The organism is Rhizobium sp. BK176 (assembly GCF_024808055.1).
This window is the reverse complement of the sequence record NZ_JANUBV010000002.1, coordinates 600,937-627,383: the sequence shown is the minus strand read 5'-3', so window position 1 is coordinate 627,383 and position 26,447 is coordinate 600,937. Positions and strand designations below refer to the sequence as shown.

The 26,447-nt window shown below is 60.2% G+C and carries 19 protein-coding genes and 1 tRNA gene; 14 read left to right on the top strand and 6 right to left on the bottom strand.

The genetic code is table 11. The features are described from left to right. Positions 1-8: 8 nt before the first annotated feature. Entirely contained in the window at positions 9-1,445 is a 1,437-nt protein-coding gene (locus FHT76_RS12325) for a glutamine synthetase family protein (protein WP_037139264.1), read from the bottom strand. 125 nt (positions 1,446-1,570) lie between these two features. Here FHT76_RS12325 and FHT76_RS12320 point away from each other — a divergent pair, with 125 nt between their 5' ends. The 4 genes from FHT76_RS12320 to FHT76_RS12305 all read left to right on the top strand — a co-directional run bounded on the left by FHT76_RS12320 (position 1,571) and on the right by FHT76_RS12305 (position 7,880). Continuing rightward, positions 1,571-2,752 carry an NAD(P)/FAD-dependent oxidoreductase gene (locus FHT76_RS12320; protein ID WP_183860171.1) on the top strand — a complete coding sequence of 394 codons (1,182 nt, stop codon included), beginning with the start codon at positions 1,571-1,573 and terminating at the stop codon, positions 2,750-2,752. Between the two features lie 149 nt (positions 2,753-2,901). After that, positions 2,902-3,045 carry a hypothetical protein gene (locus FHT76_RS12315; RefSeq protein WP_183860169.1) on the top strand — a complete coding sequence of 48 codons (144 nt, stop codon included), beginning with the start codon at positions 2,902-2,904 and terminating at the stop codon, positions 3,043-3,045. Between the two features lie 298 nt (positions 3,046-3,343). Then, complete coding sequence (locus tag FHT76_RS12310) at positions 3,344-5,872, top strand: HAMP domain-containing methyl-accepting chemotaxis protein (protein WP_183860167.1); 2,529 nt, start codon at positions 3,344-3,346, stop codon at positions 5,870-5,872. A 166-nt stretch (positions 5,873-6,038) separates the two neighbouring features. Beyond that, positions 6,039-7,880, top strand: a complete 1,842-nt coding sequence (locus tag FHT76_RS12305) for a methyl-accepting chemotaxis protein (protein WP_183860165.1) — start codon at positions 6,039-6,041, stop codon at positions 7,878-7,880. Here the strand turns inward: FHT76_RS12305 and FHT76_RS12300 are convergent. Then, the gene (locus FHT76_RS12300; RefSeq protein WP_183860163.1) at positions 7,853-8,086 is read right to left on the bottom strand and encodes a hypothetical protein; all 234 of its coding nucleotides are present in this window, start codon (positions 8,084-8,086) and stop codon (positions 7,853-7,855) included. The two genes, FHT76_RS12305 and FHT76_RS12300, sit on opposite strands and share 28 nt — an antisense overlap. A gap of 88 nt (positions 8,087-8,174) precedes the next feature. On the opposite strand from FHT76_RS12300, the gene FHT76_RS12295 reads away from it, so the two are divergent. After that, positions 8,175-9,044 (top strand): LysR family transcriptional regulator, encoded by an 870-nt coding sequence (locus FHT76_RS12295; RefSeq protein WP_183860162.1) that lies wholly within the window; start codon positions 8,175-8,177, stop codon positions 9,042-9,044. Between the two features lie 19 nt (positions 9,045-9,063). Here FHT76_RS12295 and FHT76_RS12290 read toward each other — a convergent pair whose 3' ends face one another. Both FHT76_RS12290 and aceA read right to left on the bottom strand, forming a co-directional pair. After that, positions 9,064-9,300 (bottom strand): hypothetical protein, encoded by a 237-nt coding sequence (locus tag FHT76_RS12290; RefSeq protein ID WP_016552811.1) that lies wholly within the window; start codon positions 9,298-9,300, stop codon positions 9,064-9,066. Positions 9,301-9,322: 22 nt separating this feature from the next. Continuing rightward, positions 9,323-10,612 carry an isocitrate lyase gene (aceA, locus tag FHT76_RS12285; protein ID WP_183860159.1) on the bottom strand — a complete coding sequence of 430 codons (1,290 nt, stop codon included), beginning with the start codon at positions 10,610-10,612 and terminating at the stop codon, positions 9,323-9,325. Between the two features lie 191 nt (positions 10,613-10,803). On the opposite strand from aceA, the gene FHT76_RS12280 reads away from it, so the two are divergent. From FHT76_RS12280 to FHT76_RS12260, 5 genes are all read left to right on the top strand, one after another. Next, positions 10,804-12,216, top strand: coding sequence for a short-chain fatty acyl-CoA regulator family protein (locus FHT76_RS12280; RefSeq protein ID WP_183860157.1), 1,413 nt, complete (start codon positions 10,804-10,806; stop codon positions 12,214-12,216). A 129-nt stretch (positions 12,217-12,345) separates the two neighbouring features. Beyond that, positions 12,346-13,446: a polyamine ABC transporter substrate-binding protein gene (locus tag FHT76_RS12275; RefSeq protein ID WP_183860155.1), complete on the top strand. Its 1,101-nt coding sequence runs from the start codon at positions 12,346-12,348 to the stop codon at positions 13,444-13,446. A gap of 93 nt (positions 13,447-13,539) precedes the next feature. After that, positions 13,540-14,682: an ABC transporter ATP-binding protein gene (locus FHT76_RS12270; protein ID WP_183860153.1), complete on the top strand. Its 1,143-nt coding sequence runs from the start codon at positions 13,540-13,542 to the stop codon at positions 14,680-14,682. Positions 14,683-14,685: 3 nt separating this feature from the next. After that, the gene (locus FHT76_RS12265) at positions 14,686-15,597 is read left to right on the top strand and encodes an ABC transporter permease subunit (RefSeq protein ID WP_114711504.1); all 912 of its coding nucleotides are present in this window, start codon (positions 14,686-14,688) and stop codon (positions 15,595-15,597) included. A gap of 2 nt (positions 15,598-15,599) precedes the next feature. Beyond that, complete coding sequence (locus FHT76_RS12260) at positions 15,600-16,418, top strand: ABC transporter permease (RefSeq protein WP_016552816.1); 819 nt, start codon at positions 15,600-15,602, stop codon at positions 16,416-16,418. On the opposite strand, the gene FHT76_RS12255 is transcribed toward FHT76_RS12260, so the two are convergent. Further along, positions 16,419-18,299: an AsmA-like C-terminal region-containing protein gene (locus tag FHT76_RS12255; protein WP_183860149.1), complete on the bottom strand. Its 1,881-nt coding sequence runs from the start codon at positions 18,297-18,299 to the stop codon at positions 16,419-16,421. Between the two features lie 161 nt (positions 18,300-18,460). Here FHT76_RS12255 and FHT76_RS12250 point away from each other — a divergent pair, with 161 nt between their 5' ends. Continuing rightward, positions 18,461-20,413, top strand: a complete 1,953-nt coding sequence (locus tag FHT76_RS12250) for an acetoacetate--CoA ligase (RefSeq protein ID WP_183860147.1) — start codon at positions 18,461-18,463, stop codon at positions 20,411-20,413. A gap of 222 nt (positions 20,414-20,635) precedes the next feature. Here FHT76_RS12250 and FHT76_RS12245 read toward each other — a convergent pair whose 3' ends face one another. Further along, positions 20,636-24,358, bottom strand: a complete 3,723-nt coding sequence (locus tag FHT76_RS12245) for a PAS domain-containing sensor histidine kinase (RefSeq protein WP_183860145.1) — start codon at positions 24,356-24,358, stop codon at positions 20,636-20,638. Between the two features lie 213 nt (positions 24,359-24,571). On the opposite strand from FHT76_RS12245, the gene FHT76_RS12240 reads away from it, so the two are divergent. From FHT76_RS12240 to FHT76_RS12230, 3 genes are all read left to right on the top strand, one after another. Beyond that, entirely contained in the window at positions 24,572-25,021 is a 450-nt protein-coding gene (locus FHT76_RS12240; protein ID WP_259185609.1) for a phasin, read from the top strand. Positions 25,022-25,148: 127 nt separating this feature from the next. Further along, a tRNA-His gene (locus tag FHT76_RS12235) sits at positions 25,149-25,225 on the top strand. Between the two features lie 214 nt (positions 25,226-25,439). Then, a complete protein-coding gene (locus FHT76_RS12230) occupies positions 25,440-26,429 on the top strand; it encodes an aldo/keto reductase (protein ID WP_183860143.1) in 990 nt (329 codons plus the stop codon). The last annotated feature ends 18 nt before the right edge of the window (positions 26,430-26,447 follow it).

Sequence of the window (26,447 nt, the reverse complement as noted above, 5' to 3'; positions counted from 1 at the left end):
AGCCCTCCCTACACGTTCAGCAGAAGGAATTCGCGCTCCCAGGGGCTGATCACCTGCATGAAGGTTTCGAACTCTCCACGCTTCACGCCAGCATAGATGCCGAGGAACTCTTTGCCGAACACTTCCTCGAAGGCCTCCTCGTCTTCCATTAGCGCGACCGCTTCCAGCAGGCCGCGCGGCAGGTCGATCGAGCCCTCGTTTGCGGTATCCTCTGTCGGCGCTGTCGGTTCGATGCCCTTCATGATACCGAGCAGGCCGGAGGCGAGCGAGGCCGCAAGCGCGAGGTATGGATTGGCATCCGAACTCGGCAGCCGGTTTTCCACGCGCCGTGCCTGCGGGTCGGACACCGGCACGCGGAACGCCGTCGTGCGGTTGTCGTAGCCCCAGGCGTTGTTGACGGGCGCCGACATGTCGGGTGTCAGTCGCCGATAGGAGTTCACATAGGGCGCCAGCATCACCATTGAACTCGGCACGTATTTCTGCAGGCCGCCGATGAAATGGAAGAATTCGCGAGAGGCAGAACCATCGGGGTTCGAGAAGATGTTCTTGCCCGTCTCGCTGTTGACCACCGATTGGTGGATGTGCATCGCCGAACCCGGCTGCCCCTGCATCGGCTTGGCCATGAAGGTGGCATAGATGCCATGCTTCATCGCCGCTTCGCGGATGGTGCGCTTGAACAGAAACACCTGGTCGGCAAGCTCGATCGGATTGCCGTGGCGCAGGTTGATTTCGAGCTGCGCCGGACCTTCCTCGTGGATCAGCGTGTCGATCTCGAGGCCCTGCTTTTCCGAGAAGTGATAGATGTCGTCGATCAGTTCGTCGAACTCGTTGATGCCGGCGATCGAATAGCCCTGACCGCCGAGGATCGAGCGGCCGGAGCGGCCCTTCGGCGGATGCAGCGGATAATCAGGGTCGTCGTTCTTGGCAACGAGATAGAATTCGATCTCTGGCGCCACGATCGGTTTCCAGCCGCGGTCGCCATAGAGCTTCAGCACGCGCTTCAGGACGTTTCGCGGTGTATAGGGAACCTCTTCCCCATCCACGCTAACAATATCGCAGATCACCTGCGCCGTCGGGTCGGTTTCCCAAGGGACGACGGAAAGCGTCGAAAGATCGGGCACCAGCTTCAGGTCGCTGTCCCGTGGCTCGTAGCGGAAGCTTTCCGTTTCGTCAGGATATTCGCCGGAGATGGTGTGGCGATAGATCGCCGAAGGCAGCGCAAGCGAGGTGTTCGAGGTGAACTTCGAACTCGGCATCATCTTGCCACGCGGCACGCCGGCGAGGTCCGGCGTGATGCATTCGATGTCCTCGATGCCGCGTGCCCGCAAGAACTGCGCCGCTTCCTTCCAGTTTGCCACGCCGCGCTGATGTCCGGGGTCCGGGGGAGTTTTTTTCGAGGCGGGTACGTTTCTGGCAGGCTTCAGCGTCGTCTTTTTTGGGGACATGACACACCGGTTTGCGTTGATCGTGGCGGCATCATAACCGGAGTTTGGCAATTGGCGAGAGGGTGGCACGTTGACTTTCGCCCAATGATGGAAAAAGAAGACGCCTTTCGACAAGGGAAGTGGTTTTGCAGCGAAAATGCGATGTGATCGTCCTCGGCGCGGGCGCCGCCGGCATGATGTGCGCCATTCGCGCCGCTCAGCGCGGCCGCTCGGTCATCGTTCTCGATCATGCGAAGTCGCCGGGCGAGAAGATCCGCATTTCGGGTGGCGGGCGCTGCAACTTTACCAACATTCATACCAGCCCGAAGAGCTTCCTCTCCGCCAATCCGCATTTCTGCAAGTCGGCGCTGGCGCGTTTCACGCCATCGGATTTCATCGCCATGGTCGATCGCCACCGGATCGCCTGGCATGAGAAGACGCTTGGGCAGCTATTCTGCGATGACACCGCCAAGGATGTTATCCGGATGCTTCTCGACGAGATGCAGGCCGCAGGCGCAGCTCTGCATCTGCGTACCGAGATCGTTGATGTCGAGAAAAGCGACGAGGGCTTTCGTATCGCGACGTCGGAGAGTACATACGAATGCCGCTCGCTGGTCATTGCGACCGGCGGCAAGTCGATCCCGAAGATGGGTGCGACCGGCCTCGCCTATCGTATCGCCGAGCAGTTCGGCCTTCCTCTGGTGGAGACGCGGCCTGGCCTCGTACCACTGACCATGGATCAGGCCACGCTCGAAAATCTTTCCGAACTATCGGGGATATCCGCACCCGCCGAAATACGCCACGGCAAGACCGCCTTTCGCGAAGCGCTGTTGTTCACGCACCGCGGCCTGAGCGGCCCCGCGATCCTGCAGATTTCATCCTATTGGCGCGAGGGCGACGATATCACCGTCGACATCGAGCCCGACATTGATCTCCTTGAGCATTTGAAGGCGGCGAAGAGGGCAAACGGTCGGCAGTCCGCTCAGACGGCGCTGGCCGAGATACTCCCCAAGCGACTCGCGCAACACCTGACTGACCGGGAGGGTATTGTCGGCCACATGGCGGACCTTTCCGACAAGACGCTGCTGCGCCTCGCCGAGGCCGTGCAGAGCTGGAAGATCAAGCCATCGGGTTCGGAAGGGTACAGAACCGCCGAAGTGACGCTTGGCGGCATCGATACCGCGGCACTCGACTCCCGGACCATGGCGGCGAAGGAGGTTCCGGGCCTCTATTTTATCGGCGAATGCGTCGATGTAACCGGCTGGCTCGGCGGCTATAATTTTCAATGGGCCTGGGCGTCTGGCTTTATTGCCGGCGAATCTTTGTAGACGTGAAACTATCTGGCCGATTCAAGAGTTCTTAAACTGGGTGCGCCATCCTGCCTCATGAACAGTTGGAAAAGCGCTTCCTAAATAAAGCTTTACCAGCAAGACGTTTTGTTGGATTGTTATGCCAGAGATGAAGTGAGGTTCTGCAAATGAACAAGAACGCTCGACGCGCACGCGCCATTGCAATCGCCCAGGCTAAGCCGGACAAAAAGCTCGTTGCCTTGCGTTATCTCGTCATCTCTGCCAGCGCGTTGGCCGCTGTGGCCGCTCTTCTCCTCGCACGTTGGCTCTGACATCCCCCGAGTTCTTTTGGCGGCTGCATGAAGTAGTTTGTCCCGCTGGCTATCGCGCGGATAAATCGATTTGAATGCGCTTTTCCATAGTTTTCGCTTATCCGAAAATTAAGACATCCTCTGCAACATTCGCTCAATAATTTGGGCGCTTACGCATGCGCGTGAAGCGAGTTGGCAATGACTGCCGCCCGGTCCCGGCCGGGACTCCAATTGTTCCAATTTAAGCAGCTCAATGCACTCGGTCGGCGCCCATCAGGCGGCTGGCGGGAGGAGTGGTGTATGGAAGGCCGGAACCGCCATGTTGATTGATAAGATTCTTTCCCGCTTCAGGATCAAAACCAAGGTCCTGATTTTTGTGTTGCCGTTCGTTGTCAGCATTTCGGCAGTCGGCCTGACGGGGCTTTATGCTTCGGGCATGCTGCAAGGACGCATGGAAATCTCCAATAGCGTGCTGCAGTCGCTGAGCGGGTTCAAGGATCTTTACGGCTCCATGGACGATTTCCTGCAAATCACCAGCCAGGAAGCCCGTGACAAGCTTTACGGGGACATCAAGACACAGCAAGGCACGCTGAACGCGACGCTGAAGCAGATCGGCGATAATGGTGGCCGCGACAACCTGCGGGCCGCGACAGATGGCACCTCGGGGATTTCCGATACTGTCGGCAAGCTCTGGACCCTGCATGAGCAGGAACTTGCCCTGCGCAAGTCGATCGACGACGCGCAGAAGGTAATGATTACCAGCCGCTTCAACGTCAACTACGATGCCCAGCAGCTTGAGGAAAACATCCGCAAGGACGAGGGCAACGCCACGGCGACGCTGCGCGCGGCGGATCGTCTGCTGAAGGGCGGCGATACGCTGGCGACCGTTATGGGCGACTTCAACAAGGCCCAACTGCCAGCTGACAAGCTCAAGGTCGTAACCGATGCCATTCCTGCGATCGCCAAGGCTCAGCGCCTGATCGAGATTTCCGTGCCGCAGAACCAGAAGAGCATGACGCAGTCGCTTTCGCAGACGATTAGCGACGTCAAGGCGCAGGCGACTGCCGCCGACGCCGGCACCGATGAGGCGATTGCCAATCTCGGTCGGCTCGTGTCCCGCTTTCGTCAGATGTCGACCTATACTCAGCTGACGGCAACGCAGATGATGCGTGAAGCGACGACGACCTTCGTCGAGCTGGACAGCCGCATTGCGCAGACGAACTCGGTTCTCGAAGACACGCGCCGTCTGGAGAGCGCGATCTACTCGCTGCAACTCGTTCTGGGCGAATTCGCCGCGAAGCCGGGCAAGGAAAACCGCGTTCGCCTGCACCAGGAGATCGCGACGCTCGGCACCAACCTCAACACCCTGCTTGCCAGTGCGAAAGGCATGAACTTCGCGGAAGACATCGTCGCTGCGATGTCGCCAGCCCTTGCCTCCATGGACAAGGATGCCCAGAGCCTGGTCGACACGATCAACCAGCGCGTTGCCGACTACGCTTCCGCTCGCCAGCAACTCGATGCTGTCTGGGGCCAGCTGACAACCTTCGCCGAGCTGCAAAAGCAGAGCGCCGGTGCCGAACGCACGCAGGCAAACGGCATCTCGGTGCTGACGACCGGCCTCGGCATTCTCGTCTCGATCATCGGCGGCATCGCGCTTGTTCTGACGCTGCAGCGCCCGATCGGCCAGATCACCGCAGCGATGCGTCGCATTGCCGACGGCGTTCTCGATACCAACATCTCGGGCCATCTGCGGCACGACGAAATCGGCGACATGGCTCGCGCGCTCGGTATCTTCAAGGAGAACGCGATCTCCAAAATCCGTATCGAGGAGCAGAGTGAGGAAGAGCGCGCCGCAGCCGAGCATGAGCGCCAGTGCAACGATGCCGAGAAGCGGGAGATGGACCGCCAGATCGAGTTTGCCGTCAACGCGCTCGCGTCCGGCCTCGAACGGATGTCGCAGGGCGACATTTCGACCACGATCGAGACGCCGTTCATCGGCCGCCTTGAACAGCTTCGCCAGGATTTCAACGGTTCGATGATGCGCCTGCAGGCGACGATGAGCCAGATCCGCGATAACGTCGAGATGATCCAGGGCAATGGCAACCAGATGGCCCAGTCGGCGGAAGATCTCTCCAAGCGCACCGAGCAGCAGGCTGCCTCGCTGGAAGAGACCGCTGCTGCGGTTGAACAGATCACGGTGACGGTCCGGTCTTCCGCGGAGCGAGCCAAGGATGCGGACCAAATCGTCCGCCAGGCCAAGCGCAGCGCCGACGACTCGGCAGTCGTCGTCAGCAACGCCATCGACGCGATGGGCCGGATCGAAGGGGCGTCCCGCCAGATCGAACAGATCATCGGCGTCATCGACGAGATCGCCTTCCAGACCAACCTGCTGGCTCTCAACGCCGGAATCGAAGCTGCGCGTGCCGGTGAAGCCGGCAAGGGCTTCGCCGTCGTCGCGATGGAAGTGCGTGAGTTGGCGCAGCGCTCCGCTGCCGCAGCGCAGGAGATCAAGGGGCTCATCAACAAGTCGACGACAGAGGTCAGTTCCGGTTCGCAGTTCGTGCAGGAGACCGGCACGGTGCTCGCAAAGATCAGCGCCCAGATCGTCACGATCAGTCAGCATGTCGAGACGATCGCGCGTGCAAGCCACGATCAGTCGAACGCCCTGCAGGAAGTCAATGCGACCGTCAACCAGATGGATCAGATGACGCAGCAGAACGCCGCGATGGTGGAAGAGACCACTGCGGCAAGTCGCGAGCTTGCCGTCGAGGCGGATTCGCTGCTGCGGCTCATCCAGCAGTTCAAGATTGATGGCGACGCGCAGCCGGCGGTCTATCGCGCCGCATAAAGCGACCGCAGGCACAAGCGCTTTGAGGGCCCCGGTATTCCGGGGCCCTTTCTGTTTCTCGATCGGTTGCGTGCCTTTTTCAAATTTTTGACAATTGTCAATTTTTTGAAGACTTTCCTTAAATTTTTAGCGCTAACCCATGAGGCTCATGTCTCAGGGGATATCTATGCTGCGCCTGTTCTCGGCTTCCATCGTACGTCAGATCGTTGCCATCACACTTGTTCTACTCGCCTTCAGCACCGCGGCGATCGTCTGCGTCACCTACTACAATCTGAGCGCCTACGTGATGGCGAGCGCCGTTTCCGACGCAAAGGACGCGAGCCGGACGATGGCGGTTCTCTACGGCGCGAGCGATGCCGGAGTGAGGGTGGACGTCAGCAACAATGAGCTTGCGAGTGTGACAGAAGAGAAGCTTCCTTCACTCGGCGATCACGTGCTGGTCGATCGCACGGCACAATCGATCGCCGGCGTTGCCACCGTCTTTGAGCGCCAGGGCGGCGACTACGTCCGCGTCTCCACCAACGTCAAGAAAGAGAACGGCGACCGCGCTGTCGGCACGAAGCTTGCCACGGATCATCCGGCGCAAGCGGTGTTGGCCAAGGGTGAGGCCTACTACGGTCCCGCTGACCTTTTCGGTCGCAAATTCATGACGGGCTATTTCCCGGTGAAGAACACGGCTGGTTCGAACGTCGGGATCCTGTTCATCGGCATCCCGATGGAGGTCTACTACAGCAGCCTGCAGCAGCTGCTGATGCTGGTGGCCGGTGTCGGCGTCGCAGTTTTGCTGCTGGTCGGCGTGGTGGCCTACTTCGCGATCCGCGCGTCCATCAGGCCGCTGGAGGCGCTGACCGCAACCATTCACACGATTTCCGACGGTAATCTCAACGGGCCGATCCCTTGCGTGGAGAAGCAAAACGAATTCGGTGCGATCGGACGCGCACTCGCGCTGTTCCGCGACAATGCGCGCGCCCGTCAGACGCTGGAGGTGCAAGCCGCGGAACAGCGGCAACTCAGCGACGATGAGCGTGCCCGCAACGACGCCGAGAAGCGCGCGCTCGACGGCCAGATCGACTTCGCCGTCAACCAGCTGGCTGTAGGCCTGGGGCGCCTGGCGGGGGGCGACGTTTCGCAGACGATCCAGACACCATTTGTCGGTCGCCTCGAGCAGCTCCGTGTCGACTTTAATGCCTCCCTCGTTCGGCTGCAGGAAACGTTGGCACGCATTCGCGACAACACCGCTTCGATCCAGAACAACTCCGGTGCCATGCTGGCCTCTGCCGACGAGCTTTCGAAGCGCACGGAAGCACAGGCCGCTAACCTGGAGGAGACCGCAGCTGCAGTTGAGCAAATCACCGTGACCGTCAAATCGTCCGCGGTGCGTGCACGCGAAGCGAACGAGGCCGTGTCCGCGACCAAGAAGAATGCCGATAGTTCGGGCGCAGTCGTCAGCGACGCGGTCGCGGCGATGAACCGCATCGAAGAGGCATCGAAGCAGATCGAACAAATTATCGAAGTCATCGATGATATTGCGTTCCAGACCAACCTTTTGGCGCTGAACGCCGGTATCGAGGCGGCTCGGGCCGGCGAGGCGGGCAAGGGCTTTGCCGTGGTCGCGCAGGAGGTGCGCGAGCTTGCACAGCGCTCCGCCGACGCGGCGCGCGAAATCAAGGGGCTGATCGAGAAGTCGACGCGTGAGGTTATGGCAGGCTCGGGCCTCGTGCAGAAGACCGGTGCCGTGCTTGCAACGATCAGCCAGGAGATCGTTGCGATCAGCAGCCACGTTGAAACGATCGCGACGGCAAGCCAGGATCAATCAGCCGCTCTGCAGGAGGTCAATGGGGCCGTCAATGCGATGGACCAGATGACGCAGCAGAACGCTGCGATGGTCGAGGAAACCACGGAGGCGAGCAGGAAACTTGCCAACGAAGCTGATGCTTTGATGACGTTGGTACAGCAGTTCCGGTTCGAAGCCGCCCAGGATTATGACCGCGCAAGGCAGGCGGCGTGACCGATCTGTCCGGATCGGCAGGAGTCCTTTCCTCGGGGGCGAAGCGTCCCGCGGTTTAGCCGGGGGGACATGAGGAAGGCCGCGAAGCGGACCATACTGGAGTTGCCGACGCTCTCGTAGAATTCGCTTTCGGCTTTTGCCGAATACTTGTCACGACTGTCGTTCAGCAGATCCGCAATCTGTGCGATGGCGATGAGAGTAATCATGGCGATGTCCTTCAATCTTGGGCATCACCTTAGTTATTCCCCGGAATTTGCTTTATAAACGGGAATTCTCTCACTATGTTTTTCACTCATGAAAAACACTCAATGGGATTCCTTTCAATTATTCGTGCAGGTCGCGCGCTTCGGCGGGCTGACGGGCGCCAGCACGTCGAGTGGGCTCAGTCCGGCCACGATCGGTCGCCGCATGCTCGATCTTGAACATGAGATCGGCAAGGCTCTCTTCATCCGCAGCCAGACGGGATACGGCCTCACTGTGGACGGCCAGGTCCTGCTGGAACATCTGCAGGACATGGAGGCTGCGGCCCGCAAGGTCGACGCCTGGCGGCAGGCGGGCAGCGTCGGCGCCACGGTAAGGGTGGCTGCAGGCACCTGGGTGGCCTGGCTCCTGACGGACAACTTCGCAGCGATCCGCAAGCCCGGCGATGCCTTTGCCGTCTCGCTGACCATCGGCGAAGCGCGCGCCAACCTCAATTACAGGGAAAGCGATATCGGCATCCGCGCTTTCGAGCCGGAAGAAAGCAACCTCGCAGCACGCCTGCTCGGCGAGGTGGCCTATGCAGTTTACACGAGGCGCAATGCTGACGGCGCCGAAGAACGGTGGGTGGCGGTCGCCGAAGAGGAAGCGATCTCGAACTATCTCCGCTGGCCGCATCGCAATGCAGCCGGTTCGATCGTTGCGACAGTCAACCGTCCGCGCTCCCTTCCGGAGTTGGTCAGAGCCGGTGCGGGTAGGGCCGTCTTGCCGTGCTTCGTCGGTGACCTCGATCCCGCACTGCAGCGTCTTGGTGGCGAGTTGCCCGAACTGCGCCACCGGCAATGGATCGTCATGAACAACGAGGATCGGCACCGACCGGAAATCCGGACCGTTGCCGATCGCATGACGAAATTGCTGAAGAGCTATGTCGATCTCTTCGCGGGCAAGCGCCCCAGTCGAAGCTGAGGGCGCCGACCGGTGCCGTTCAGCTGCGTCCCGCGACGATGACGGGGATCAGAAGGTCGCCCCAGTTCCCGTCGCCACCATGGTGTCTCGCCGAGCGAACGATCTCGACGGAAACGCCGGCATCGACTGCCTTCATGACCGATTGGTTCAGTCGGTGCAGGTCGTTGGCGAGCATGCGGATCATCGTCTGCTGATCCGGGGTCATGCAGGTGGACTGTTCTTCAGCGCGTTCCTTGACGCGTGCAAGCGTGGGCATGGCATTCTCCTCCTTGGTGCGTTCATTCTGCTGCTGGTTTGAATTGTGCGTGTTCGGTGGATTCTTTCATTGCAGTGGTCGACGAACGTCCGCCGGTGATGGCCATCGAAACGGCATCGAAGTAACCGGTGCCGACTTCGCGCTGATGCTTGGTCGCGGTGTAGCCGTTAATCTCCGCCGCGAACTCTGCCTCTTGCAGTTCGGAGTAGGCGGCCATCTGCCGGTCCTTGTAGCCGCGGGCGAGCTCGTACATCCCGAAGTTCAACTGGTGGAAGCCGGCAAGCGTGATGAACTGGAACTTGTAACCCATCGCGCCGAGTTCGCGCTGGAACTTGGCGATCGTCGCGTCATCGAGGTTTTTCTTCCAGTTGAACGACGGCGAGCAGTTGTAGGCGAGCAGCTTGCCCGGATGCACCTTGTGGACCCCTTCGGCGAAGCGGCGCGCCTGCTCGAGATCCGGCTTCGAGGTCTCGCACCAGATGAGATCGCAGTGCGGTGCATAGGCGACCGCGCGTGCGATGCATGGCTCGAGCCCATTGCGAACCTGATAGAAGCCTTCGACCGTGCGACCGGCATCATAATCGACAAAGGGTTGGTCGCGTTCATCGATGTCTGAGGTCAGCAGCTTGGCGGCCTCGGCGTCCGTGCGGGCGATGACGAGCGTCGGGACGCCCATGACATCGGCTGCGAGGCGAGCCGCGTCAAGGTTGCGGATATGAGCTGCGGTCGGGATCAGGACCTTGCCGCCAAGGTGGCCGCATTTCTTCTCGGACGCCAACTGATCCTCGAAATGGACGCCGGCGGCACCGGCTTCGATATAGGCCTTCATGATCTCGAAGGCATTCAGCGGACCGCCGAAGCCTGCCTCCGCGTCGGCGACGATCGGCGCAAACCAGGTCTCGACGGAAAGGCCGTTCCGCTCTGATGTTTCGATCTGGTCGGCGCGCTGCAGGGTCCGGTTGATCCGCTTGGCAAGCTCTGGCCCGGCGTTCGCCGGATAAAGCGACTGGTCCGGGTACATGGCAGAAGCGGTATTGCTGTCTGCGGCGACCTGCCAGCCGGAAAGGTAGATTGCCTTCAATCCGGCACGAACCATCTGCATCGCCTGATTACCGGAGAGCGCGCCGAGGGCGTTGACGAAATCATCCTGATGCAGAAGTTGCCACAGCCGCTTGGCGCCCATTTCGGCGAGGGTATGGCGTAGTTCGACGGAGCCGCGCAGCCGCTTGACGTCATCGATCGAGTAGGGACGCTCGACCCCGTTGAAACGTCCTGCCGGAAGATCCCGGTGCAGCTTGTCAAATTCTGTCATCTCATGCTCCTTGTAGATTATGTGGTCGGTCTGGATGATTGACAGAATTTACAAATCCCTGAGAAAAGCCAGAGTTATCTATGGTATAGCGGGCGAAAACGAGTTAGGATGCAAAGCTTTGACAGGTTCGCTTTGTGAATTTGTAAAATATTGTAAATGTCGCGCGTCGAAGTTTTGTAAAGGATTGTCACATGGCGGAGCGCAAGATCTTTGCGGGACCAAAGGTTCGGCGCATTAGAAACGGTCTCGGCTTGACCCAGTCCGCGATGGCCGAGGCGCTCGGGATCTCTCCGTCCTATCTCAACCTTATCGAGCGCAACCAGCGGCCACTGACCGTGCAACTGCTCCTGAAGCTGTCTTCGGTCTACAAGGTCGATCTGGAGGAGCTGAGGGAAGGCAGTGGCGGCAGTCTCGATCAACTGAGGGAGATTTTTGCGGATCCGCTGCTGGCGGGCGAACTACCCGGCGATCAGGAGCTCGTCGAGGTCGCGGAAGCAGCGCCCAACGCGGCCAGTGGCATCATCAAGCTGTACCGCGCCTACAGCGAACAGGCGAGCCGCTTGTCGGACCTGACGTCCCTGACAGCGGGACCGGGACAAATGCCGCTGGCGGGCGCGCGGCTTCCAGCCGACGAAGTCCGCGATGTTCTAGAGCGGCGCTCCGCCTATTTCCCTGAGTTGGAGGCAGCGGCAGAGGCCTTCCTGGCCCGCTTTGCCGAGGTGCGTGATTTGCCGGCGGCTTTCAAGGAGTGGCTCGGGGCGGAGCGCGGGATCAGTGTGCGTGTCCTTCCAGTTCATGTCATGCCCGACCTGCGGCGCCGCTTCGACCGGCACTCGATGCGTCTCTTCGTCTCCGAGCGACTGTCGCCGGCCGATCAGGCGCACGAGGTCGCCATCGAGGTTGCGACGCTCGCCTTGCGCGATGCGATCCTGGCGGAGCTCGACGGTCTGGCGCTGTTGACGCCGGAGGCGAAGCGGATAGCGCGCTTCGAACTCTCTCGTTACGGCGCGTTGGCGCTCGCCATGCCCTATGCGCCATTCCTCTCTGCAGCACAAGCCAGCCGATACGATGTCGACATCCTTCGCTCGCGCTTCGGCGTTTCCTATGCGCAGACGGCGGCCCGGCTGGTCACGCTGCAGCGTCCGGGTGCCTCCGGCATTCCATTCTTCATGATGGAGATCGATGCGGCCGGCCACCGGCTGCGGCGTGCGGGAGCGCAGGGCTTCCCGCATTCGCGTTTTGGCGGCGGCTGTCCCAAGCTGAACATTCATGCGGCCTTCCTTCAGCCCGGCCAGATTCTTGCCGAAACGGTCGAACTGCCGGATGGCGGTCGCTACCTCACCGTCGCCCGGACGCTCGAGGGGCCGAACGTTGCGTTCGGCGAGCGGGTGAGGCGCACGGCATTACTACTCTGCTGCGAGGCGGCGACCGGTGAAGCGTCGGTCTATGGTCAGGTTGTAACTGCGCAGCAGCCGGTCCTGATCGGACCCGCCTGCCGCTTGTGCGAGCGGCGCGGTTGCCTCTCGCGCGCTGAACCACCCGTCACACGACCGCTAGGCCTCGATGAGATGGTTACAGGCCTCAGCAGCTTCGACTTTCAATGACTGTGAAATGATTGAGACTACTGGTTTTTGCGCTTGTGGGCTCTCGAAAACCTTTCTAGTCTGCCTGCAAAACCAGAGGGGCGGCGTCCGCAAACGGCACCGCAAAGCAAGAAGAAAACAGGAGATAGCATGAGGTCAGTAATCGCAAGACTTGCAGCGGGCGCCGTTATACTCGCGTTCGCCGCTGCGCCGTCCTTTGCGCAGGAGCGTGTGGTCAACATCTACAACTGGTCGGACTACATCGACAGCTCCATCCTAGAAGACTTTACCAAGGAAACCGGCATCAAGGTCGTCTACGACACCTTCGATTCCAACGAGACGGTTGAAACAAAGCTGCTCGCTGGCGGCACCGGTTACGACGTGGTCGTGCCGAGCGGTGACTTCCTTCAACGCCAGATCCAGGCGGGCGTCTTCCAGAAGCTCGACAAATCCAAGCTGCCGAACCTCTCCAATATGTGGGATATGATCCAGCAGCGCACCGCGATGTACGACCCCGGCAACGAATACGCCGTGGACTACATGTGGGGCACCAACGGCATCGGTTACAACAAGAAGAAGGTCGCCGAGATCCTCGGACCCGACGCAAAGGCGCCGGGCCTTGAAGCAATCTTCGATCCGGCGGTTGCGGCAAAATTCAAGGATTGCGGCATCTATATGTTGGATGCACCAAAGGACGTCATGCCGTCGGCCTTGACCTATATCGGCCTTGACCCCAATTCGAGCAAGCCGGCCGATCTGCAGAAGGCCGGCGAACTGCTGGAAAAGGTAAGGCCCTTCGTCCGCAAGTTCCATTCCTCGGAATATATCAACGCCTTGGCTAACGGCGATATCTGCATCGCGTTCGGTTACTCCGGCGACATCTTCCAGGCCGCCAACCGCGCGACCGAAGCCAAGAATGGCGTCGAAGTCGGTTATTCCATTCCGTCACAGGGCGCGCAGATGTGGTTCGACATGATGGCGATCCCGGCGGATGCCAAGCACGTCGCCGAGGCGCACGAATTCCTCAACTACATGATGAAGCCTGAGGTCATCGCCAAGGCCAGCAACTATGTGTTCTACGCCAACGGCAACAAGGCGTCGCAGCAATTCATCGACAAGGAAGTCCTTGACGACCCGTCGGTCTATCCGAGCGAGGACGTAATGAAGAAGCTCTACAGCGTCACACCATGGGATCCGAAAACGCAGCGCACCGCGACCCGGATCTGGACGAAAGTCGTCACCGGCCAATAACGAAGATTAGGCCCGGCCGGTAACGCCCGGGCCTTTTCTTTCCGTGCCGGCCTCGGGGAAGCCGGCTCTTAGAATGACTTTTCGGGGCACAATATGAAGTCACTTGGCAATATCCGCCGTTCCTTTTCACCGTGGACAGACCCGGCATCGAAGCCGTTTATATCGTTCAACAACGTCACGAAGCGATTTGGCGACTTCACGGCCGTCGACGACCTGTCTTTGAATATCTATCACCGCGAATTCTTTGCTTTGCTCGGGGCTTCCGGCTGCGGAAAATCGACGCTGCTGCGCATGCTTGCAGGCTTCGAGCAGCCGACTTCGGGCGAAATCGTCCTCGACGGCACAAACCTTGCCGGCACGCCGCCCTACAAGCGGCCGGTCAACATGATGTTTCAGTCCTACGCGCTCTTTCCGCATATGACCGTGGAAAAGAATATCGCCTTCGGCCTGCGCCAGGATGGCATGCCGAAGGAGGAGATTGCCGAGCGCGTTCTGCAGATGCTGAAGATGGTGAAGCTCGAAAAGTTCGCCGCGCGCAAGCCGAACCAGCTGTCTGGTGGCCAGCGCCAGCGCGTTGCTCTGGCGCGTTCGCTCGCCAAGCGGCCGAAGGTGCTACTGCTCGACGAGCCGCTTGGCGCGCTGGACAAGAAGCTGCGTGAGGAAACGCAGTTCGAGCTCATGGATCTGCAGCAGAACCTCGGCCTGACCTTTGTCGTGGTCACCCACGACCAGGAAGAGGCGATGACCATGGCCGATCGAATTGCGGTGATGAGCCACGGCAAGGTCGTCCAGGTGGCGACGCCGGCCGAGATCTACGAGGCGCCGAACTCCCGCTTTGTTGCTGACTTCATCGGTGACGTGAACATCTTCGATGGCAAGGTCGCGAGCGCGAATGACAGCACCGTCGAGATTGCCGTCGACCAAGATTTCTCGATCAGCGTCGTCACCCCCGAAAAGCCGACCATGGGCTCGTCTGTCGGCTTCGCGATCCGTCCGGAAAAGCTCAAGGTTTCACGCAAGCCGCCTGCCAATCCAAAGGTGAACGCGGCCTCCGGGGAACTGTGGGACATCGGCTATCTCGGCGACATGACGGTTTTCCACGTGAAGCTGACGAGCGGCAAAGTGGTCAAGGCCTCGCTTCTCAATGCCCAACGCGCCGTCGACGATCCGTTTACTTACGATCAGGAAGTCTGGATCACCTTCGCCGAGGATGCCGGCGTCCTTCTCAAGGATTGAACCATGGGCAAGCTCGGTTCCGCTTTCTACAATCGCCTGGTCATCATCGTTCCCTATGTCTGGCTGCTGCTGTTCTTCCTGGCGCCGTTCTTCATCGTCTTCCGCATATCGCTGTCGACGACGGCAATCGCCATGCCCCCCTACGAGCCGGTTTTTTCGCTCGGTGATGGCTTGGCCGGTTTCTGGGAAAAAGTCGGCACCTTTTCCTTCGACAACTATAGCTACCTCATCGATGATCCGCTCTATGTGAACGCTTACATATCGAGCCTGGTGATCGCCGGCATCTCGACGTTCCTGACGCTGCTGATCGCCTATCCGATCGCCTACGGCATGGCACAGGCGCCGCGCAGCATTCGTCCGACGCTGCTGATGCTGGTCATCCTGCCGTTCTGGACGAGCTTCCTTATCCGGGTCTACGCCTGGATCGCGATCCTGAAGCCGGAAGGATTGTTCAATCAGCTTCTGCTATCGCTGCACGTCATCGACACCCCTCTGATCATCCTGAACACCAACGTCGCGGTCTATATCGGCATCGTCTATTCCTACCTGCCGTTCATGGTCCTGCCGCTCTACTCCTCGCTGGAAAAGATGGATGGCACCTTGATCGAAGCTGCGCAGGATCTTGGCTGCACGCCGATCAGCGCGTTTTGGCGAGTGACTTTCCCGCTGTCGCTGCCCGGCGTCGTCGCCGGCTGCATGCTGGTGTTTATCCCCGCTGTCGGCGAGTTCGTTATCCCCGATCTCCTTGGCGGATCGCAGACGCTGATGATCGGCAAGACGTTGTGGAACGAATTCAATTCCAACCGCGACTGGCCAGTGTCCTCGGCGGTCGCGACCATCCTGCTGCTGATCCTGGTGATCCCGATCGTGTTCTTCCAGAACGCGCAGGCCAAGGCCGATGAGCAGGGGAGATAGACATGCTGAGATGGACCCGTTTCAACGTCGCTTCCGTCGCGCTCGGCTTCGCGTTTCTCTACCTGCCGATCGTTCTTCTGGTCGTGTTTTCCTTCAACGAGTCGAAACTCGTGACCGTCTGGGGTGGCTTTTCGGCCAAATGGTACGTCTCGCTCCTTCATAATCAGGCTTTGCTCGATGCGGCCTGGGTGACGATCCGCGTCGGGATACTCTCGGCCACCGCGGCAACGATCCTCGGAACGCTCGCCGCGATCGCTCTGGTGCGTTACACGCGCTTTCGCGGGCGCATGCTGTTTTCCGGCATGGTGTACGCGCCGCTGGTCATGCCCGAGGTGATCACCGGCCTGTCGCTTCTGCTGCTCTTCGTCGCAATCGGCCTGGACCGCGGCTTCTGGACGATCACGCTGGCGCACACGACGCTGACCATGTGCTTCGTTGCCGTTGTCGTGCAATCGCGGCTGCTGAGCTTCGACCGATCGATCGAGGAGGCAGCCCAGGATCTCGGCTCGCCGCCCGTGCGGACGTTCTTCGAAATCACGCTGCCGATTATTGCGCCTGCAGTGCTTTCCGGCTGGATTCTCGCCTTCACATTGTCGCTGGATGACCTTGTCATCGCGAGCTTCACCTCCGGCCCCGGAGCGACGACGCTGCCGATGAAGATCTACAGCCAGGTCCGCCTCGGGGTAACGCCCGAGATCAATGCGGTCTGCACTATTCTGATCGGCATCGTGGCGATTGGCGTCATCTGTGCATCGACGATCACGAAGCGCCGCGAACTGCAGCGCGAGCGGGACGAGCGTGCGGCGGCAAACGCGCCGTGACTATTTGGTCGACCCCTGCTGCGTGACCGGGGCAGGCGAGATAACCGGCTCCGGCCACGCACCGCCAACGAAGAATGGCAGAGGCGGCAAGCTCGGTGATACCGTTGGGTCGGTCGCCTCGATCGTTCCCGACAAGGCCAATCCACTCGACCGATAAGGAATGACGCCCGAAAGGATCAGCGTCTGCTGCGGTCCCTCGATCCGTGCCCCGTGGATTGTCGCTGCGCCGTCCGCGAGGTCCGCGGTGATGTCGAAATTGTCGAAAGCGAAGGCGCGATGGGATACTGAATTCAAGGGAAAGAAGTCGGCTCGTGCTGCCTCTTCGCGCACCGCTTCCGCATCAAATCCTGGAAGTGAGCCCGACCGCGCGCGGAAGGCGATCCTTCCCGTCACGTCGCTGGCCCCAGCCTTCCAGAGCGGCATCGATGTCTTCACCGACATGTCCAGAGAACCCGTTGCAAGCGGCAGCGGTCCTTGGAGCTGAAGCCGCTCGATCAGGCCGGCAAAGTCGGCACCCCGGATCGACAGTTGCAATCTGCCACCGCCGTCGAAATCTCCACGCATCGCCTCCAAGTGAGCAGATAGTTCGCCGCCCTCGAATTGGCTGTCGCCGATGTCGAACTTCGCCTCGTTGCTGGAAACGATGATGCTGGCCCCGACGTCCGATAGCGTGAAAGGCTCCACCAGCGCCTGCTTGGCGGAAAGCCGCAGGTCGAGGTCCAGCTTTTGCAGAAGTCCGCCATCGGGCGGTCCATCCGCCTCACCGGCGGCCAGGCGCAGGATAAACGCATCGAACAGCGACCGGAAGTTCATTTGGTCGAAAGCGAGCGTGCCACCAAGCTTGGCGCGCTTGCCCGGTGGAAAGGCCACATCCATCGCACCGCGCGCATTCGATCCATTCATGCTCATGTTGACATTGTCGAAGCGGAAGCCGTTCGGCACCGACGCGACATCCGTCTCGAGCGAGAAGGTCCGAAGGGTCGCGATACCCGGCAGCGATCGGTCGACCCATGTCAGCAGTGCCGGCATGTCGGGGATGCTGAGCGCCATGTTGCCGGAGAGGTCGAAGAGATGCGAGATATTTGCCACCCCTTGGAACCGCGCTGTAAGCAGGCCGGAAGTCAGCGACGCCGTCATCTCCGCGCTCTTGCCGCCGAAGATGAGCAACGGGCTGCGGGAGGAAAAATCGAGCTTCAAATCCTGTCCGCTCGTCCGTGCGATCAGCACGGCGGTGATTGGGCTCGACAGTTTGCGCCAGCTGACATCGGCCGTCACGCCGTCGAAACGGAACGTCCTGCCGCTGGCGACGTCGGCGACATTCACTGTCCCGTCCTCAACGGTAATCGCCCCGATGGCGGCATCCAGTTTTTTGTCGAGGACTTCTCTTCCGCCTTCTTCGCGCGCATTGGCGATCGCCTTTGCCAGAAGCCCCTCATTGGTCCAGTCGATCACGCCGCTGCTTTCACGCGTCAGCAGCAGGTTGGGGCGCAGAAGATGGAACTCGTGGAAGCTTGCACGCCCTCTGATCGCGTCAATCAGGCTGAATTCGGCGGAAAGGCTTTCGACCGTTCCAAGCAGCTTGGCGCCGTCGTCTTTCTGGCGAACGGAGATCTTGCTGAGGATAATCCGAGGCGTCGGCCAGAATTCGATGACCGGCTTGCCGGCGATCTCTGCACGATAGCCTGCCCATTTCGAAAGCGCATCCTCAATGCCGGATCGAACAAGGCCGGTGGAAATCAGATAGGGGGCGGCCACCCGAAGCGCGACGAAGATAGACAAGACAACGAGCAGCGTGACTGTTACCAGCCTCGCAAAGCTTGGCAACCAGCCGGTCACTGGCCTGATTTTGTTCCACCACCGCGGCTGTCGTGACGTCCCCATATAATCCGCCAGTCTCTTTGGGTAATTGCCCTTAATGCTCTGAAATGCCGGATATATCAAATGCCGTTTGCTTGCAAATACATGCCGCTGGCCGTGCTCGTCACTGCCTTTATAAGCTGATATTGCATTGTATATAGGCGAGCGAACAGAAGGAGTGTCGAATGCGCGACGATAAGCCACTTTGGGTGCCATCTCAGGCATCGATCGAGGCAAGTCCGATGTATGCCTTCATGAAGAAGTGCAACCGCGACTTTGGGCTCTCACTGGCAGGCTATGGCGAACTGCACGCATTTTCTGTCGCTGATCGGGAGCGGTTCTGGACATCCGTCTGGGACTTCTGCGGTGTCAAAGGCGAGCGCGGAATGCCGGCGCTTATCAATGGCGATGTCATGTTGGATGCGCGCTTCTTCGCTGATGCCACCCTGAATTTTGCCGAGAATCTGCTTTGCCAAGAAGGCGCCGACGATGCCCTGATTTTTCGCGGCGAGGACAAGGTCGCCGACCGCTGGAGCTGGGATCGGCTGCGCGATTTAGTTTCCAGGCTGCAGCAGGCGTTCAAGGCGATGGGCGTCGGCTCCGGGGATCGCATTGCGGCGATGATGCCGAACATGCCGGAAACGGTGGCCTGTATGCTGGCCGCCGCTTCGATCGGCGCGATCTGGTCGTCGTGTTCGCCAGACTTCGGGGAGCAGGGCGTGCTCGATCGGTTTGGTCAGATCGAGCCGAAGCTCTTTATCGCCTGTGACGCCTATTGGTACGGCGGCAAGCTGCAGGATGTGAAGACCAAGGTCGCGGCCGTGACAAGGCAACTTGGCGTGCCCTGCCTCGTCGTCCACTATGCCGGCGATGCAGCCTCTGTTGTCAACGAGACACCGGGTGGCAAGACGCTGGAAGACTTCATTGCGTCCTTTGAACCACGTCCGGTCGAGTTCACGCGGCTGCCGTTTTCCCATCCCCTCTATATTCTCTTCTCGTCGGGAACGACCGGCGTTCCGAAGTGCATCGTGCACTCCGCCGGCGGCACATTGTTGCAACATCTCAAGGAACACCGGCTGCATTGCGGCATTCAACCCGGCGAAAAGCTCTTCTATTTCACCACGTGCGGCTGGATGATGTGGAACTGGCTGGTAAGCGGACTGGCGGTCGGGGCCACTGTCTGCCTCTTCGATGGCTCGCCTTTCGCGCCCGATGGGAATGTGCTGTTCGACTTTGCCGCAACCGAGAAGTTCGCCGTTTTTGGAACGTCGGCGAAGTATATCGACGCGGTCCGCAAGAGCGGGCTGACACCACGAACAAGCCACGACCTTTCCAGCCTGCGGCTGATGACGTCGACCGGATCACCGCTTTCGCCCGAGGGCTTCACCTTCGTCTATGAAGGTATCAAGGAAGACGTGCAACTCGCTTCCATTTCCGGAGGGACGGACATTGTCTCCTGTTTCGTCCTCGGTAATCCTTTGCAGTCGGTCTGGCGTGGCGAGATCCAAGGCCCCGGCCTTGGTCTGGCGATGGATGTCTGGGATGACGACGGCAAGCCGGTTCGGCAGGAAAAGGGCGAACTCGTTTGCACCAAGGCCTTCCCTTCGATGCCCGTGATGTTCTGGAACGATCCGGACGGCGCAAAGTACAAGGCAGCCTATTTCGAGCGTTTCGACAACGTCTGGTGCCACGGCGACTTTGCCGAGTGGACAGAGCATAACGGCATCGTCATTCATGGACGATCCGACGCCACGCTCAACCCCGGCGGCGTCCGCATCGGAACGGCCGAGATCTACAACCAGGTGGAGCAGATGGGCGAAGTCGCAGAAGCGCTCTGCATCGGCCAGGAATGGGATGACGACGTCCGAGTCGTTCTCTTCGTTCGCCTGGCGCCCGGCGCAGCCCTTACCGAGGAATTGACGAAGGCGATCAAGAGCCGCATTCGCACCGGCGCCTCGCCTCGCCACGTACCTGCGAAGATCGTTGCCGTCAGTGATATTCCCCGCACCAAGTCGGGCAAGATCGTCGAGCTTGCCGTGCGCGAAATCGTCCACGGCCGGCCGGTCAAGAACAAGGAGGCGCTCGCCAATCCAGAGGCACTGGAGCTGTTTGCGGGGCTCGAGGAATTGCGTATCTGACCGAGAGAAATAACGAGCCGGTTACAAGCTTTCACCTTTGAGAGATTGAGGACCGTGGCAACCTTTTGTTAAGAGACGTTGGTCAGAAGTGAATTCAACTTGGGGCTGCGCATGAACGATGCAGCCGGAGCGGTTGGCTCCCAAAACATGATGTTGGACTGACTAAGCCCTTGTTGAACAGCACCCAAACTCTGAGGCAGCCTTTTGGCTGCCTTCTTTTGTTCAGCCTGCGAGGACCCGCTGCGACGGGAAGGCGATCTCGACCAATGTTCCTTCGTTGGGTGCGGAGCTAATCGCGAAAATCGCGCGGTTGGCATCTACCATCGCCTTGGTGAGCGGCAGGCCAAGCCCCGTGCCGTCACCGCGGTGTCGCGACTGTGCGGAAACCTGGCGGAATGGCTTCATGGCCTGCTCGAGTTCGCTGCGCGTCATGCCGACACCGGTATCACGCACGCGCAAGACGACGCTGCCGTTTGCCTCGTAGGAGGTTGATACGACGATCTGCCCCCCAGCCGGCGTGAACCGGATCGAGTTGGAAAGGACGTTGAGCGCGATCTGCTTGATCGAGCGAAGATCCGCAACGACATCGGGCACAGCCTGGGAGAGGGCGGTGCGGATGATCACGCGTTGGCTGTTTGCCTGCGGTTGGAGCAACGAAACTGCCTCCGAAATCGCATTGTTCAGGTCGATGGCGCCGAAGTCCAGTTCCATTTCCCCGGCCTCGATCTTCGAGATGTCCAGCAGGTCGTTGACGATGTCGAGGACGTGGCGGCCGGAACGACCGATGTCATTGGCGTATTCGACATAGCGCGGATGCCCGATGGGACCGAAGCGCTCGGTTGCCATCATGTCGGAAAAGCCGATGATTGCATTGAGCGGTGTGCGAATCTCGTGGCTGACACGCGCCAAGAAATCCGTCTTGTGTTCGTTGGCGGTCTCCGCAGCGCTCTTGGCGTTTCGAAGTTCGTCTTCCGTGCGTTTCCATTGGGTAATGTCGCGAATGACCGCGCAATAGCCGCTGGAGGAGGTGAGCCGTCCCATCGTCATGAAGAGCGGCACAAAACCGCCGCCGGCCTCGCGTCCGATCACTTCGCGGCCATCGTTGAGCACGCTTGCGACGCCATGGCCCGACAGGCCGCCGAGGTAGTCGAGTACAGCCTTCTGGCTCTCATGCGCAAACAGCATGACGAACGGCTTCCCGCGGGTTTCGTCCTCGTCGTAATTAAAAAGCGCGCTGGCGGAGCGATTCATCGAACGGATGTCACCCTCCGCGCCGATCACCACGACCCCGTCTGTTGCCGTTTCGAGGATCGACCGCAGCTCCTCGACCTCCACCTGCAGCTTGGCGACCTTCTCCAGCATCCTTTCGAAGGAGCGGGGCTCCGCAGGCGGCACAGGTCGCGTCGGAACCACCGCATCACTTGCTGCCGGCATCAGGGCGAGCATCAAGGCGCTGCTTTCTTCCCAGCGAATGGACTGCAGCCGTGCCGTGACTGGAATGAGACTATCGTCGGCCGTTACCAGCATCATCGAGCCGGAGCTGCCGGCGCTGCCTTCGAGCTCCGAGCGCTGCAGCAGCGCATCGATGCCGCCCACCTCGCTTAATTCCTCAAGCGTGTTGTAGCCGGTCAGTCGCATGAACTCCGGGTTCGCGTGGATCAATTCGTCGCCGGCGTGCACGAGGACGGCGACGGGGAGCTGGTCGACGGTCGCGGCGGACAGTCCCCCGATCATTTTGGCGCGCGGCGGAATGAAGCTTGCCAGCATATCCATTTGGCTGACGGTTTCTTCCAGCCCTTCGGTCACATCGTCTTCACCAGGCTCGCTGGTATCGACCGTCTCGCCTTCACCGGCCTCAGCCTTGGTGATGTCTTGATCTTCAAACGAGGCGTCTGTGGCCGCTTCATCAACATGCCCGGTGATTGCCTGCGTATCCGCTGCGGGCGCGTCATGCCGTTCAGTCTCGCTCACCGTAGGCTCTTCGTCGCGCACTTCCGGCTCTCGGACGCCGAAGGCTTCGAGCCGTTTGGCGATCTCGCGGAAATTTGCCTGCTCGGCCGAGGTTAGCCGCGGGCCGACGCCATGCAGTTGCACGATCTTGTCCGTCAGGCGACGGCTTGGGGTTTCGACAATCCGCAAGGCCGGCGGCTCGGCGGCTGGCGACGGATTGACTGACAGCTCGGTCCTCACTTCATCGTCAGAGTCGGCGGTAGCAGGTTCCTCTGCGGCGGGCGCTTCGGATGGGGGCGTCGTTGCCTCTGTCTCGTCGCTGGCCGCCACTTCTTCGGCGCGCGCCGGCGCCGCATCATCCTCGGAGGCCTCTGGCTGGTCGGGTATTGCGGCGTCATCGATCAAGCCGTTCGGACCAAGCGTCAGTCCAAGCGCCAGAGGGTCTTCGGCCGCATCGGACAGGCGCACGACGCCAAATCCTCGAAAGCCGTCGAATTCGCGGCTGCGTGTATAGGTGGGCAGGGCTGCGAGATCGACCGGTACGGCCAGGCTCGTTCCCTCGATTGGCCAATGAATCGTCTTGCCGGACCAGGTGTCGCGGCGCGCCAGAGCTTCGCTGATCTTGCCTTCAGGATCGAGATTGAAGAGCGCCGCAATGTCGCTGAACGGCGTGCCGATGATATCAGCCGCATGCGGTCCCACCGCTTCGGCAAACTCATTTGACACCTCGCTGAACCGCCCTGCCGCGTCGATTTTCCAGACGAAGCGGGTGGCGCGGCTGTTCGGGTGGAAAACGAAGGCATCAGCCTTGGCAGCCGGCTCAGGTTCCGGCTGCTCTCTCTCTGCAGCGATTTCGACACCATGATCGGTTGTCCCCGGGCTTTCCACAGCTGGCGTTTCTGCCGGAATCTCTCCGGCCGCCGTCGATTCCTCGCTCGAGGCGATAGAACCCGGCTCGTTCCCGGCTCCATCCGATATTGTTTCCATTGCCGGTACGTCCGCATAGGCTTGGACAGAGTGTCCTTCGACCGGCGCGGGCGACTCACCGGCGTTTTCCGATACCGGCCCGTCCTCGTGGCTCATCACCTCAGGAGCCGGCTCGGCGTCCATCGCTTCTTCGGCGATTGCAGCAGGGTCCGAGTTCACCGCTTCCACGACATCGCTTTCATGGAGGTTCTCGTCGAGAGGCTCTTCCAGGTCTTCGATGCCGGCAATTGCATCGATCGCATCGACGAAGTTTGCTGTCTCTGGCGCCTCGTTATGGTTAACGGCGGCTGTGGATAAGTCGTCTTCAGGGGCCGTCGGGGTGTCAATCGGGTCGAGGTGCCCGATGACGGTTTCCACCGCAAAAAGCAGATTGAGCACCGGCTCATCGCTGAGTCGTCCGACGGCCGCCGGAAGGTAGCCCTTGCCGGTCGCGACGGGCCGCTTCACCAATCGATCGGCATGATCGCCGGCCATCGTGGTCATGGCCTTGGCGGTCTGCTGTGTGACACTGAGCGCTGCGAAACCGGGGGAGGCGGCGATGATTTCGCCGCCAGCGCCGATTACAGCCATATGCGTATCCGGGTCGTCGAGCCCTTTGAGCATCTGTTCTGCGGAGGCCTTGATCGACAGTGCACGAGTCGCGACCGGCAGCGACAGGAGAACGGCGCGCTCGCCCGAGGAAAGGCGGATTAGTTCTACCGTTGCCTGAACGGCAACGCGCTGGAAGCCCCTGGCAATTCGGATCATGAAGTTGCGGCTGTCGCCCACATTCACAAGCTGCCGGGCTGTCACCTGCAACTGGCGAAAGGTGATGTCGGCGCCGTCGATGCCCTGGTCCAGCAGGTCGTAGACTGCCGATTGCCCGAAGAGTTCAGCGCCAGCGCCGTTTGCCCAGAGAGCACGGCTGAGATCCGCCGAAAGCAGCACCATCGCTTCGCCGCGCGAAAAACGTTCCCGCACGCGTGGATGCACGGCGATGTCGATGAACGGATATTGGACTGCGGGCATGATCGAACCTTCAGCTTCGGTCATTCTGAAATTAATAGTCTATTAATAACGATAGGCCGGAATGGGGTCCAGAACAGCCCTCGGCTTTCGGCCGAAAAGGTTAACGTGTTGTGCGACGCACAAAGATGTTGCAATGCACAAATACTTGCGCTATATAATGAACATCTAACCTACGAGGCGATATCCATGCCGAGGCAAAAGGAGCACAAACCAATGGCGACCATAAAGATGGACGACGTTTTTTCAATGTCGTCGTTTGATCCTTCCAAGTTCACTGAATCCTTCCGGGATTTCGCGGAAAAGGGCGCGCAGCAGTCGCGCGAAGCCTACGCGAAGATGAAGACCGCTGGCGAGGACGCGAGCAAGACGCTCGAAGCAACGGTTCAGACAGCCCAGGCCGGCGCTGTTGAAATCGGCCACAAGGCAATCGACGCTCTGCGCACGAACGCCGAAAACTCGCTGACGCACATGGAAGCTCTGCTTGCCGTCAAGTCAGTCGCCGAACTCGTCGAACTGCAGACCACCTTCCTGCGCAAGCAGGTCGAGCTGACGATCGAGCAGGCCAAGGCGATGCAGGAAACCTCCAAGCAGGTTGCCGAAAAGCTTGCCAAGCCTTCCAAGGAAGCTGCTGAAAAGGTCATGGCCTCCTTCAAGGCGGCCTGATTTTTCGAGACGACACACGAAGAGGCTGGACCATTTGTCCGGCCTTTTTGTATATTGGGGAGAGATAGGACTTGAATTAATTTCCAAGTCCTCGTATGTGACCCCCGTCGCGTCGGACGCGATTTGTGCGGTTGTAGCTCAGTTGGTTAGAGCGCAGGTTTGTGGCACCTGAGGTCGGAGGTTCGAGACCCCCCAACCGTACCATTCTCCCCCAAGAAAATTAGTTGCAGTACGCGGGTGGTGAAGAAGCCATCCTTATACGTCGCTCCGACGAGCGATGTCGCCTCGCCCGCCTTTCCGCGGCAGGTCCTTCACTCCGCACTCTCACTTTTTGCCTTGCACCCGAGCGCGATAAGGCTAGGTTCGCTACGAACAGCCGCCCGGCTGGTTTCTTATAAACATTCGTAGGAGATTCGTGATGGAGTATCGTCGTCTTGGCAAATCAGGCCTGAAAGTCAGCGAATTCTCCTTCGGATCTTGGGTCACCTTTGGCAAGCAGGTGGAGGGCGGCGATGCGGTCAGCCTGATGAAGCTCGCCTATGACAACGGTGTGAACTTCTTCGACAATGCCGAAGGCTATGAGAGTGGAAAATCCGAACGTGTCATGGGCGAAGCGCTCAAGACGCTCGGCTGGAGCCGCGATAGCTTCATCGTCTCCAGCAAGGTCTTCTGGGGTGGTGAGAAGCCGACGCAACGCGGGCTGTCGCGCAAGCACGTGACCGATGCCGCTCACGCCGCGCTGAAACGGCTGCAGGTCGAGTACCTGGACCTCTATTTCTGCCACCGGCCGGATATCGATACGCCGATCGAAGAGACGGTTCGGGCGATGCACGATCTCGTGGCGCAGGGGAAGATCCTCTACTGGGGAACCTCGGAATGGTCGGCGCAGCAGTTGACCGAAGCCTATGCCGTCGCGCGAGATCTTCGCATCACGCCGCCAACGATGGAGCAACCCCAATACAACATATTCGAGCGCCAGAAGGTGGAAGCCGAATATCGGCCACTCTACGATCTTCTGGGTCTCGGAACCACGATCTGGTCGCCGCTTGCGTCGGGCGTCCTCACCGGCAAATACAATGACGGTGTGCCGGCTGACAGCCGCATGAACCTTCCCGGATACGAGTGGCTGAAGGAGAAGCTATCGAGCGATGCAGGCCGCGCCCAGCTCGCAAAGGTCCGCGAGTTGGCGAAGCTTGCAGACGAGATCGGGATATCGATCACGCACCTGGCTCTGCTGTGGTGCCTGGCCAACAAGAACGTCTCGACCGTCATTCTTGGCGCATCGCGCACAAGTCAGTTGCAGGATAATCTTGCCGCCCTTTCGCATAGGGACAAATTGACGCCAGACGTGCTCGACCGGATCGACACAATCACCGGAAACAGACCGGCGGCGCCCCAGCGGTTCTAACTGCGCTAGACCCGCAGG